The 12,014-nt window shown below is 72.9% G+C and carries 10 protein-coding genes; 4 read left to right on the top strand and 6 right to left on the bottom strand.

Features of this window, described 5'->3' with window-relative positions:
* Window positions 1-4: 4 nt before the first annotated feature.
* The 3 genes from AB0B35_RS35415 to AB0B35_RS35405 are packed head-to-tail and all read right to left on the bottom strand — an operon-like array spanning window position 5 to window position 2,242.
* On the bottom strand, window positions 5-676 hold the full coding sequence (locus tag AB0B35_RS35415) for an SAF domain-containing protein (RefSeq protein WP_361054243.1): 672 nt from the start codon (window positions 674-676) through the stop codon (window positions 5-7).
* Window positions 677-707: 31 nt separating this feature from the next.
* The gene (locus AB0B35_RS35410) at window positions 708-1,658 is read right to left on the bottom strand and encodes a hypothetical protein (RefSeq protein WP_361054240.1); all 951 of its coding nucleotides are present in this window, start codon (window positions 1,656-1,658) and stop codon (window positions 708-710) included.
* A complete protein-coding gene (locus AB0B35_RS35405) occupies window positions 1,652-2,242 on the bottom strand; it encodes a hypothetical protein (RefSeq protein ID WP_360528562.1) in 591 nt (196 codons plus the stop codon). The genes AB0B35_RS35410 and AB0B35_RS35405 overlap by 7 nt, the downstream gene beginning before the upstream one ends.
* Before the next feature lie 417 nt (window positions 2,243-2,659).
* On the opposite strand from AB0B35_RS35405, the gene AB0B35_RS35400 reads away from it, so the two are divergent.
* On the top strand, window positions 2,660-3,862 hold the full coding sequence (locus AB0B35_RS35400) for a cytochrome P450 (protein ID WP_361054237.1): 1,203 nt from the start codon (window positions 2,660-2,662) through the stop codon (window positions 3,860-3,862).
* A 130-nt stretch (window positions 3,863-3,992) separates the two neighbouring features.
* Here the strand turns inward: AB0B35_RS35400 and AB0B35_RS35395 are convergent, their stop codons facing one another.
* The 3 genes from AB0B35_RS35395 to AB0B35_RS35385 all read right to left on the bottom strand — a co-directional run bounded on the left by AB0B35_RS35395 (window position 3,993) and on the right by AB0B35_RS35385 (window position 7,626).
* Window positions 3,993-6,803, bottom strand: a complete 2,811-nt coding sequence (locus AB0B35_RS35395) for an AAA family ATPase (RefSeq protein WP_361054234.1) — start codon at window positions 6,801-6,803, stop codon at window positions 3,993-3,995.
* A gap of 111 nt (window positions 6,804-6,914) precedes the next feature.
* Complete coding sequence (locus AB0B35_RS35390) at window positions 6,915-7,130, bottom strand: hypothetical protein (protein WP_361054231.1); 216 nt, start codon at window positions 7,128-7,130, stop codon at window positions 6,915-6,917.
* Window positions 7,131-7,365: 235 nt separating this feature from the next.
* The gene (locus AB0B35_RS35385; RefSeq protein WP_120318848.1) at window positions 7,366-7,626 is read right to left on the bottom strand and encodes a Prokaryotic metallothionein; all 261 of its coding nucleotides are present in this window, start codon (window positions 7,624-7,626) and stop codon (window positions 7,366-7,368) included.
* Between the two features lie 171 nt (window positions 7,627-7,797).
* On the opposite strand from AB0B35_RS35385, the gene AB0B35_RS35380 reads away from it, so the two are divergent.
* From AB0B35_RS35380 to AB0B35_RS35370, 3 genes are all read left to right on the top strand, one after another.
* Window positions 7,798-8,988 carry a sensor histidine kinase gene (locus tag AB0B35_RS35380; protein ID WP_361054228.1) on the top strand — a complete coding sequence of 397 codons (1,191 nt, stop codon included), beginning with the start codon at window positions 7,798-7,800 and terminating at the stop codon, window positions 8,986-8,988.
* The gene (locus tag AB0B35_RS35375; RefSeq protein WP_361054225.1) at window positions 8,985-9,638 is read left to right on the top strand and encodes a response regulator transcription factor; all 654 of its coding nucleotides are present in this window, start codon (window positions 8,985-8,987) and stop codon (window positions 9,636-9,638) included. The genes AB0B35_RS35380 and AB0B35_RS35375 overlap by 4 nt, the downstream gene beginning before the upstream one ends.
* Window positions 9,639-9,910: 272 nt before the next feature.
* Window positions 9,911-11,965: an MMPL family transporter gene (locus tag AB0B35_RS35370; RefSeq protein WP_361054222.1), complete on the top strand. Its 2,055-nt coding sequence runs from the start codon at window positions 9,911-9,913 to the stop codon at window positions 11,963-11,965.
* Window positions 11,966-12,014: the final 49 nt, after the last annotated feature.

Genomic DNA, 12,014 nt, shown 5'->3' with positions numbered 1-12,014 from the left:
CGGCTCACGATCCGTCGAGGACGAGCACGATGCGGTCAGCGGCGGCGAGTGCGGCCACCGACGGCGCGTCCACCGTGGCCACCTCCACGTTGATCACCCACTGGCCGGACCTGGCGCCCGCGGCCAGTTGCACGATGGTGGCGGTGACGGTGCGCGGCGGGACCAGGTCCGGGCCGTCGCTCGACCCGCCGCCGCGCTCGGGCACCACGACGAGCAGCACCTGCGCGCCCACGGACAGCCGGGAGGCCGACGGCATCTTGTCCTCGCCGAGGGCGATGCCGATCAGCTGGTGGCCGGGAGCCGGGACCGGTGTCTCGGTGACCTGGTCCAGCGTCAGCAGCGTGCCCGGGACCAGCGCCATCACGGCGCGTTTGCCGATCACCTGCGCGGCGTTCGCGGCGAGGATCGGGCGCAGGCCCACCGCCTGGTTGACCCGTACCACCACCAGGTCCTCGCGGGCGATCGGCGCGCCCTTGCCGACCGGCCGGGCCATCGCCAGGTAGTCCTGGGTGCTGCCGATGCGCTGCGCGACGTAGGCCGCGGTCAGCGCGCCGACGATGATGAGCAGCACGGCGAGTGCGCCCTGAGCGACCGACCGCCGCCGGGGAGCGGTGCGGGGCACCGGGATCGGCGCCGCGGGCAGCGCCCGCGCGGGCGCACTGGTGTTGACGCTCATGCCGCCTTGCCTCGTTTCTCGACGTTCCCGCTCACTTGTTCACTACCTGCATCTCGTCGATCCGGACCTCGGTGTCGGAGGACCGCTCGATGTCGATCACGCCGGACTCGACCAGGCCCGTGCCGCCGCCCTCGGTGACGTGCCATTCCACGTGCCACGTGGTGACGGCCACGACGTCGTACGTGCCGTCCCCCTCACTCCGGGACGGCTCGGTGTACCGGTAGCCGCAGGTCGGGGACGGCGTGTTGCCCTTGTCCGCGGTGTACGGCGTGCCAGGCCCGTGGCAGGGCACCGCGTCGCTGCCGTCGCCCATGTTCCAGCGGATGACCGTGGCCGTCGCGGTGGCCTCGACGGTCAGGCCGGGCACCGACGCCTCCCTGGTGACCGAGCCCCACGTGCTCTCGGCCACGGGCGTCCACATCCACACCGGCAGGCCGACCAGGCCCGCGCCGTCGGGGTCGGGCGCCATGTGGATGTCCGGCCCTGCGATGGGCATCAGGCTGATCGCCTTCACGGCCAGCGCCATCGGCGAGGGCATCGCCCCGTAGCCCGGCGGCGGGTCCGTCAGATATTCGTCGCTGCCCTGCTGCCAGCCCGCCGACAGGCCGCCGTAGCACCAGACGGCGTACATGAAGCCCTCGGCCGGGTCGTTGCCGCCCCAGATCGGGTCGTCGGCGGCCAGCTCCATGCGCGTGTAGTAGCAGCTGTCGGTGTGGTTGAACCAGCCCATGCTCTCGTCGTGGCAGGGGATGACGCCGAGGTCCTCGTGCTCGCAGTCGATGCCGTTGCCACCGCCGCCGCCTCCCCCGCCACCACCGCCGCCACCCCCGCCGCCACCGTCGACGACGAGGATGCACGGGCCGTTGTTGGGCGGGCAGTAGATGTAGTCGGCATGCGCCGGGCTCTGCGTCACGACCAGGGTCAGCGCCAGCGTGAGCCCGGTCGTGGCGAGCGTGGCCAGCACGCGGGTGCGGGTCAGCACGACGCCGCCCGGTCGGTGTGGGAGTCCACCCAGCGCCAGAGGCTGTCGGGGTAGAGCCCGGCACGCAGGGTAACCGGGTAGCGCTTGTTCTGCCCGGGGGCCGCGACGGATTTCCGGGTCTTCTTGTTGACGGTGTCCGTGCCGGCGTCGTCCACGCAGGCCTCCACGACGATCGAGGTCGAGCTGACCGAGACGACCCGGCGCAGCGTGACAGTCGGTTTCCCGGTGCGGATCAGCCCCTGCGCGGAGAGCAGCCCGAGGTCGCGCTCCAGCTGGGCCATGTAGCGGCCGCCGGCGTACCGGTAGAGCGGGCGGCGCGTGACGTCTTTGTTCCAGTCGTACTTGCCGGTCTGACCGGCGGCGAGATAGATGGTGTTCAGCTTCTGGAAGGCCGTCCAGGCGGTGTCTACCGTGCGCTGCTGGTCGTCGCTGAGCTTCGGGCCGGGCGATCGCACCGCGGCCTGGGTCGGCAGAGCCTCGGGTATCGGCACCTCGGCCGAGCACCCGGTGAACGCCAGCAGAGAGGCAGCGGCCAGCAGGGCCGCGGCGGCGACCGACCGTCCTCTTCGGCTGTACGGAATCATGCGCCCCCCTCGTCCCCGACGAGCCCCGCTGAGTCCTTCACCTGCCAGAAGTCGTTGTGCTGTAGGCGGATCCCCCCGCATCAGACGGCCGATCGTACGATGAACCCCGCCGATATAACAAGGGGTGAGGAATAGCCACACGGACAGTGTTTGTCATCAGATCTTCCATTTACGACTCACGATCATTCCGATCTCGATCGTCTCGTCGGCGCGGAAGGCTCCCCTGACAGCGGGCTTCGATCCATCGAACATGACAAATGGTATGCGCAGCGCCCCGCGTCATGAATGCGACGGCGCGGGGCGACTGGCGCACCGCTCCGCGCGCACGGGAAAACATGACCGATCCCGCATATCAGGCAAACAGTCTGTGATCGCCCGGTAAGATGACAAAGTTATCGACGGGGAGTGATGGCTGTGGTGACTGTCGACAGGAGCACGAGCTTCGCCGAGGTGCCCGGACGGCTGGACGAGGTGCTGGGCTGGTTCGCCCGGATGCGCGAGCGCGACCCGGTCAGCTGGGACGAGCACTACGGCGCCTACCAGGTCTTCCGGTACGCCGACATCGAGAAGGTGCTCTCCGATCCGGCGGTCTTCTCCTCCGACCTGACCGGTCTGGTCCCGCCGCAGGAGGAGATCGAGCTGTTCAGCCGCGGCAACTTCGTGCGCATGGACCCGCCCCAGCACACCAAGATGCGCCGCATCGTGAGCAAGGCGTTCACCCCGCGGGTGGTCGCCGGCCTCGCCCCGCGCATCGAGACGATCACCAACGAGCTGCTCGACCAGGTGGCCGGGCGCGAGCGCGTCGACCTGGTGCAGGCCCTGGCGTACCCGCTGCCGGTGACGGTGATCGCCGAGCTGATCGGGGTGCCCGCAACCGACCGCGACGTCTTCCGGCGCTGGGCCGACGAGCTGCTCAGCGCCCAGGTGCCGGACACCGTGATTCCGGACGAGCAGATGATGCAGCAGGCCGGCAAGCGGCTGCGCGGCATGATCGACTACCTGCTGGCGCACATCCGGCAGCGGCGCGCGAACCCGGCCGACGACCTCACCAACGCCCTGATCGAGGCCGAGGTCGACGGCGAACGCCTCACCGACGAGGAGATCGTGGGCTTCCTCGGCGTACTGCTGATCGCCGGGCACATCACCACCACGACGCTGCTCACCAACACGGTGCTCTGCCTGGACGCGAACCCCGGGGCCGCCGCCGCGCTGCGCGCGGACCCCGAACGCATCCCGGCCGCGCTGGAGGAGGTGCTGCGCTACCGCTCGCCGTTCCCCCGGCTGGCCCGGCTCACCACCGCCCCCGCCATGGTCGGCGAGCGGCAGGTGCCCGCGGGCAAGGTGCTGATCCTGTGGGTGGCCTCGGCCAACCGGGACGCCGCCCAGTTCGTCGAGCCGGACACCTTCGACATCGCTCGTACGCCGAACCCGCACCTGAGCTTCGGCCACGGCATCCACTTCTGCATCGGCGCGCCGCTGGCCCGGCTGGAGGGCCGCATCGCCGTGCGGACCCTGCTGCGCCGCTGCGCCGACCTGGCCGTCGCCGACGGCGTCGAACTCTACGACCCGCGCATGATGACCGGCGCCCGCGTCCTGCCCCTGCATGTCCGCTGGTCCTGACCCGCCCGCCGCCACGCCGCCACGCGCCCGGCGGGCCGCCATGATCGTCGGACTTGCCAAGCAAGTGGGCGAAAGCGGCCTCAAGATACGCACAGGTGCCAGGCAAGTCGAGCGATCATGGGCGCGGGCGTCAGGTGGAACCGGTGCGCTGGTGGGCGGTGACGGCGAGTTCGACGCGGGAGTGGATGCCGAGTTTGGCGAGGATGCTCGACACGTGTGACTGGACGGTACGCCGGGACAGGAACAGCTGCGCGGCGATGTCGGGGTTGGACATACCCGAGGCGACCAGCAGCGCGACCCGGTGCTCGGTCTCGGTGAGCGCCTCCCAGCCGTGTTTGGGGCGCTTGCGGGAACCCGGCCGGCCGCGGCGCACCCCGAGCCGGCGCAGCCGCGCGTCGGCCCGGAAGATGTCGCGTCTGGCGTCCATCGCGGTGTAGAGGTCCAGCGCCCGGGTCAGCGCGGCACGCGCCGGTTCGGCCTCGCCGCGGGCCGCGTACGCCACGGCGGCGTCCTCGCGGGCCTGCGCCTCGTACAGCCGCCAGCCGCAGGCGGTATAGGACTCCGCGGCGGCCAGCAGCAGCTCCGGGTCGCCCTCGGCCAGGCCCCGGCACAGCTGGGCGGTAGCGGTCAGACTCACCGCGGGCTGCGCGGCGGCCAGCTCCTCGGTCTTGGCGACGAGCGCGGCGGCCCGGTCCCGGTCGCCCGCCGCGGCCGCCAGCCGGGCCAGGTCGGGGCAGATGTGGTACATCACCCGGGGCGGCAGGTGATCCCGCGCGGAGGCGTGCTCCCAGAACGGGTAGAACAGGTCGAGGCAGTGCAACGCCCGCGCGGGCTCCTCCTGCAGCACCCGCGCCCACGTGTCCAGGTAGACGTACTGCGCCTCGGCCGCGCCGCCCTGTCCCTGCGCCACGATCGTCGCCTCCGGCAGCGGTTCGCCGCGGTGGATCGCGATGAGCCGGCGCAGGCCGCGCAGCCACGGCTTGTCGCCCAGCGGGTCCGGGTACTCCAACCCGGCCTCGATCTCGGCGAGCGCGTCGTCCCAGGCCCCGGTGAGGAAACGCAGCTGCGCCCGCAGCGCGTGGACCAGCGTCAGGTACGGCCCGCCGTAGCGCTGGTTGCTCGCCAGCGCGTCGGCCAGCTCCTGCTCGGCCTCGTCCAGCCGGTCCAGCTGCAGCAGGCAGTAGCCGCGCAGCACGCACTGGCCCGCGGGCATGTCGGGCAGCACGCCCAGCCCGAGGTCGGCGATGGCCTGCTCGCTCAGTGCCAGCCCCTGCCCGATGTCGCCCTCGACGAAGCGCAGCACCCCCTGCACGAGCCGCCCCAGCCCCACCGCGTACCCGTCGCCGGCCTGCTCGCCGTGCGTGATGGCGAGCGCGGCGGCGGACGCGGCCGCCGCGTGTTCGCGCAGGAAGAAGCGGCACTTCGCGCAGAACCCGTGCAAGCGCCCGACGTCGGCCGAGGGCAGGTCGTCGGCCGCCAGCGCCGCCGTCGCGACCCGCACCGCCTCGGCCTGCCGGCCCTGCCGGAACAGCGCGTCCATGAGCAGCCAGTACAGCGTGCTGCGTCGGCGCGGGTCGGGGTCGAGCCGGATCGCCTCCCGGGCCGTCTGCTCGGCCTCGCCCAGGCTGCTCTCCCAGATCAGCGCCCGCACCAGGTGGAAACGCAGCTCCCCGGCCCGCTCCTCGGACACCCCGGCCAGCGCCCGGCGCAGCAGCCGTACGGCCGTGGCGGGTGCGCGGGCCATCAGCTCGTCGGCGGAGGCGATCAGCCAGTCCAGTGTGGCCGCGTCGAGGGCGGTGCCCGCGACCAGGTGTTCGGCCACCCGCTCCACCGGGGCTCCGGACGCGGTGAGCACCTGCCCGGCGCGCAGGTGCAGCGCCGTGCGCATCTGCTCGGGCACGCCCTCGCACAGCGCCTGGCGGATCAGCGCGTGTCGGAACTCCAGGTACGGCCCGGCGTCGACGACCACGCCGGCGTCCAGCGCCGCGAACATGACCTCCGACAGCGCCATCGGCGGCATCTCCAGCACCGCCGCCAGCTCCCCGACGTCGATGGCGCGGCCCAGCACGGCCGCCTGCCGCAGCGTCTCGCGCTCCTTGCGGGGCAGGAAGGACAGCCGGCGCATGATCATGTCGAGCAGCGAGCGCGGCATACCGGCGTCGGCGGCGTCCGGCGTCAGTTCCGCGGTGCCGCGTACCACCCGGATCCGGTCCTCGCGCGTCAGCGCGGCCAGCAGTTCCGTGACGTAGAACGGGTGGCCGCCCGCGCCCGCCACCAGCCGGGCCAGCCGCGGACCCGGCGGCGCGCCGAGCCGGTCGGCGACCAGCGCGGTGACCGCGTCCTCGGGCAGCGCGGCCAGTTCGACCACATCGGCGCCGCGTGACTGCAGGCTGCGCAGCAGCCCGGCGGCTTCCGCGCGGCCGGTGGCCCGGGTGGCGACCACGACCAGCAGCGGGTACTCGTCGATGCCGCGGCCGAGGCGGTGCAGCACCACCAGGCTGGCCGGGTCGGCCCACTGCACGTCGTCGACGATGACCGCGACGGGGCCGGCCGCACACCAGGCGTCGACCAGGTCGAGGATCGCCTCGGTGACCGCGAGCTGGTGGTTGGCCGCGGCCGCGCTCAGCGCCAGCACGCCCTCGCCGCGCAGCAGCCGCGCCACCCGGGCCTGGGCCGGATCGTCGGTGACGGTCAGCAGCCCGAGGCACGCGCCGATGGCGGAGAAGGGCAGCCGCTGTTCGAGGTCCTCGGCCGCGCCGCGCTGCACCCGCATGCCGAGCCGCCCGCACTCGGCGGCGGCCGCGTCCAGCAGGCTGGTCTTGCCGATGCCGGGTTCGCCCTCGACCAGGACCGCGGCACCGGTTCCGGCGGCCGCCGACCGGGCCAGCTCCCGCAGGAGCCCGACCTCGGCATCGCGGCCCACGAACACTGGCGCCGCCATGGGACAAGCCTAGTCGTCAGGCATGTCCCAGGCGGCGCCATGGGGCCGAACGTGGCCGGCCCCGGGTGGGCCGCCGTGTTCGGGGTGGGGTTGGGATGGGTGCGAGGAACGTCAGTGGTCCGCGCGTCCGGCGTACATCTCGTTGACGACGGTGAGCACGTCATGGATGGAGGTGCGGGCACGGGTGGCGATGTGCTCGACGGGGGCGTTGCTGGCGAACGCCTCCCGGATGGCCGCGCGCAGTGAGCCGGCGTCGTGGGCGGTCGCGCCGCCGGTGGCCACGGCCTGGTCGATCAGGCACAGTGCGTGGTCCGCGGTGACGTACATGCTCATCTCCCAGCTGCCGGGTCGCGTGGCGGTCGGTGCGGAGGCCCAGGCCTGCCTGCCCGCATGGCGGAGCGACGAGCGCCGGTGCTTCCGTGACATCCACGATCCGGCACCCGGCGCAGCGAAACATCCGCCACCCGGCGGTACTGTCCGCCCGACTCATACCCTTTTTATATGGAAAAGCTCCGTTCGTGCCGGTCTTTCGGCAGAAACGGAGCCTTCGAGCACCCGGGGCTCAGCCCGGATGCACACCGACGGCGTCGCGGATCTTGAAACCCTCCCGCGCGTCGGCCGACCGGGCGCAGTGCGCACAGCAGTAGAAATGCCCCGACACCTCGACCCCGTGTCCGATGATCTTGCAGGCGCAGTGCTCGCACACCGGCGCCAGCATGTGCACCGCACACTCGAACGAGTCGAAGACGTGCACCGCGCCACCCGCGGTGTGCACCTCGAACGACAGCCAGTAGTCGTTCTTGCAGACCTCACACGTGCCCACAGACAACCCCTCCCATCGGCGTATCCATGAACAGTCTCCGGTCAGTCACCGCCGGTTATCGGCAAAACAACCCATTTGCCCAGGCCACCGGTGTGATCCGCTGCGTACGCAGCTCGACGTACGCCCTCGCGCGGATGCGGCCGGACCCGCCGACTCCGTAACCTCGCACCTGTGCACCTGCTCCATCGCCTGGCCGCCCGCCCCCAGCTCGCCGACACCCTGTTCGCACTGGTCGTCGGCGTCCTGGTGATCGGCTGCTCGTTCCCCACCCAGAGCGAACAACCCGACCGACTCCGGCTGGACACCACCGCGCTGGCGCTGCTCGCCCTCGGCGCCCTGGCCCTGGTGGTGCGCCGCCGCTGGGCGGTGCTCGCCTGCACCGTCACCTTCGCCGTGGTCACCGTGTTCATCGGCGCCGGCTACCCGTACGGGCCGCTGTTCCTGTACGTCATGATCACCGTGTACTCGCTGGCCGCGTGGCGTGGCACGGGCTGGTCCGTCACGGTGACGTCCGTGCTCGTCGTGCTCTACGTGTGGCTGAGCGCGTGGGTCGAGAAGGAACCCGACGGGGTGCTGTTCAACCTGGCCACCACCACCTTCTGGCTGGCCACCCCGCTGATCGCGGGCATCGCGGTGCGCGTGCGGCGGCACTCGCTGGAGCAGTCGGCGATCGAGGAGCGGCGGCGGCACGCGTACGAGGAGCGCCTGCGCATGGCCCAGGAGGTGCACGACGTGGTCGGGCACAGCCTCGCCGTGATCAGCATGAACGCCGGCGCGGCGCTGCACGTGCTCGGCCGGAGCCCGGACACCGCGCCGCAGGTCGAGGAGTCGCTGCGGGCGATCCGGCAGGCCGGCACCGCCGCCCTGGACGAGCTGCGGGTCACCCTGTCCGCGTTCACCGGCGTCTGCCCCGCACCCGAGCGCCCCGCGGCCGGGCTGGGCCTGCTGCCCGAACTCGCCGCCGCGACCACCTCCGACCGGCTCGCGGTCCGCCTGGCCGTGCACGGGACCGTCCGGCCGCTGCGGCACGCGGTCGACCTGGCCGGATACCGCATCGCGCAGGAGGCGCTGACCAACGTGCTGCGCCACGCCGCCGCCCGGCGGGCCACCGTCGAGGTGGCGTACGGCCCGCACGAGGTGGCGCTGACCGTCACCGACGACGGGCGCGGCGGCACCCCGCTGCCCGGCGGCTCCGGGCTGGACAGCATGCGCGAACGCGCCCGCGCCCTGCGCGGTGCGCTCGACGCGGGCCCGCTGCCCGGCGGCGGCTTCCGGGTGCACGCCGTGCTCCCCTACGGCGACGCGTCCGCCGTGCCCGGCCAGGTGCGGAGCCCGCAGCCGGTGCCGGGCGGGGTCGCATGATCCGGGTCGCTCTCGCCGACGACCAGGCGCTGCTGCGGCTGGCCATGCGCACCCTGCTCAGCTGCGAACCCGACCTCGAACTCGTCGGCGAGGCCGAGGACGGGCTCGGCGCGCTCGACCTCGTCGCCGCCGAGCGGCCGGACGTGCTGCTGCTCGACATCCGCATGCCGCGGATGGACGGGCTGGAGGTGCTGCGCCGCCTCGACGGGCCCACCCGCGTGATCGTGCTGACCACGTTCGAGCTGGACGAGTACGTGTTCGAGGCGCTGCGGGCCGGGGCGTCGGGTTTCCTCACCAAGGACGCCGAGCCGGCCGAGCTGCTGCGCGCGGTGCGGGTGGTGGCCGCCGGGGACTCGCTGCTGTCGCCGACGGTGACCCGCCGGGTCATCGAGCGGTTCGGCGCGACGCCGGGGGCGGCTCCGCCGCTGCGCGTACACCCCGAGCTGCACCTGCTCACCGAGCGGGAGCGGGAGATCGTGGGCTGGGTGGCGACCGGCCTGTCCAACGACGAGATCGCCGCGGGCCTGGTGGTCAGCCCCGCCACCGTGCGCACCCACGTCAGCCGTGCCCTGATCAAACTCCACGCCCGCGACCGAGCTCAACTGGTCGTCATCGCCTACCAATCAGGCCTCCCCATCCCCCACCCGTGACCCCCTCGCCCCCTCGCCCTCCTTGATCGCTCGACTTGCCTGGCACCTGGTCGAATGGGCGCTCAAGATACGCACAGGTGCCAGGCAAATCGGACGATCTTGGCGAGGTGCGGCACGGCGTTGCGGCGGGCGCGGCCTGACGCCGGCGGTGGACCGCCGCCGGTGGAGACGCGTCGGGACGTACGCGCGGTTACGCGCTGGGGTTGATGTGCGCGACGGGGGTGGGCCGCGAACCTGGCCGGGTTCCAGAACCCGAACAGGAAGGCCCGCCCATGTCCTCCGCCTGGCAGCGGATCGCCACCGCCACCGCCGGCCGCCGCACCGCCTGGTCCGTGCTGGTCGGCTGGCTGATCGTCGCCGTGTCCGCCACCATGTTCGCCAAGGTCGGCGACGTCGAGACAAACGACCTCAGCTCCTGGCTGCCCGCCTCGGCCGAGTCGACCCGCGCGCTCGAACTGGCCGCCCGCGAGTTTCCGGCCGCCGAACCGGAGCAGTTGCTGCTGGTGTACACCCGCGACGGCGGCCTGACCACCGCAGACCGCGACGCGGCCGCCGCCGACGCCACCGCCCTGGCCGCCCTCGCCGCGGGCCCGGTGTCCCCGCCGATCCCGTCGCGGGACGGCGCGGCGCTGCTGGTCACCGTGCCGCTCAGTGCGGAGCAGACCGCCGACGAGGCGATAGGCCCGGTGCTGGACCAGGCCCGCACCGTGCTGGCCGAAGGGCTGCCCGCCGGCCTGGGCGCGTGGATGACCGGCGGACCCGCCGCCGGGGCCGACTTCGACGCCGCGTTCGACTCGCTGGACACCACGCTGCTCGGCGTCACCGTCGGCGTGGTCGCGCTGCTGCTCCTGCTCACCTACCGCAGCCCGGTGCTGCTGCTGGTGCCGCTGGTCGCCGTGGGCGTGGCCAGCCAGCTCGCGAGCGCGCTGGTCTACGTCGGCGCGAAGTACCTCGGCCTGGTCGTCAACGGGGCCAGCGCGGGCATCCTCACCGTGCTGGTCTTCGGCGCGGGCACCGACTACGCGCTGCTGCTGATCTCCCGCTACCGCGAGGAGCTGACCCGGCACGCCGACCATCGGCACGCGATGCGCCTGGCCCTGCGGCACAGCCTGCCCGCGATCATCGCGTCGGCCGCTACGGTGATCCTGGCGTTGCTCACGCTGCTCGCCGCCGGGCTGAACTCCACCCGCGGCCTGGGCCCGGTCGCCGCGCTCGGCATCGTCTCGGCGCTGCTGGCGATGACCACGCTGCTACCGGCCCTGCTGGTGATGTGCGGGCGGCGGGTGTTCTGGCCGCTGATCCCCGCGGTACGCGACACGGCGGCGCCGGCCCGCGGACCGGGCCTGTGGGCGCGCACGGCGGAGTTCGTGTCCCGGCACGCCCGCCCCGTCTGGATCGTCACCGCGCTCGGCCTGGCCGCGCTCAGCCTCGCGGCCAGCACCCTCGGCACCGGCCTGCGCCAGTCCGAGTCGTTCGTGACCAAACCCGACTCGGTACGCGGCTTCGAGGCCCTCGCCGAGCACTTCCCCGCCGGCTCCGGCGACCCCACCGAGGTGTACACCAACACCGCGACCGCGACGCAGGTCACCGGCACGCTGCGCGCCCTGCCCGGCGTCGCCGAGGTCGGCGAGGCGGAGCCGTCCCCGGCGGGCGGCTGGACCCGGCTGCGCATCGTGCTCGCCGACGCGCCGTCCAGCGACCGGGCGGAGCAGACGGTGCTGCGGCTGCGCGACGCCGTGCACACCGTCGACCCGGCGGCCCTGGTCGGCGGCGCGACCGCGCAGGAACTCGACGAGAACACCACCATGGACGCCGACCTGCGCCTGCTCATCCCGCTGATCCTGGCGGTGGTGCTGGGCGTGCTGATCGTGCTGCTGCGCTCGCTGGTCGCGCCGCTGCTCCTGCTCGGCAGCGTGCTGCTGTCCTTCGGCGCGGCGCTCGGCGCGGCCGCGCTGGTCTACCACGCGATCGGCTTCCCGGCGATCGACCGCTCCGTGCTGCTGCACGGCTTCCTGTTCCTGGTCGCGCTCGGCGTCGACTACACCATCTTCCTGATGACCAGGGCCCGCGAGGAGGTCGCCGAACACGGCCATGCCCAGGGCGTCACCCGCGCCCTGTCCGTCACCGGCGGGGTGATCACCAGCGCGGGCGTCGTGCTCGCCGCCACGTTCGCGGTGCTGTCCCTGATGCCGATCGTCTTCATGGTCCAGGTCGGCATCCTGGTCGGCCTCGGCGTCCTGCTGGACACCTTCGTCGTCCGCACCCTGCTGGTCCCCGCCCTCGTCCACCACGTCGGCCCCCGCACCTGGTGGCCCCGCCATCCCTAGCGCAAAGAAGGGGGGCGTGAAAAAAGAACCCCGAGGAAAGAGGGGCGCG

The organism is Catellatospora sp. NPDC049133 (genome assembly GCF_040648455.1).
GTDB lineage: Bacteria > Actinomycetota > Actinomycetes > Mycobacteriales > Micromonosporaceae > Catellatospora > Catellatospora aurea.
This window is presented reverse-complemented; position numbering and strand designations above follow the sequence as displayed.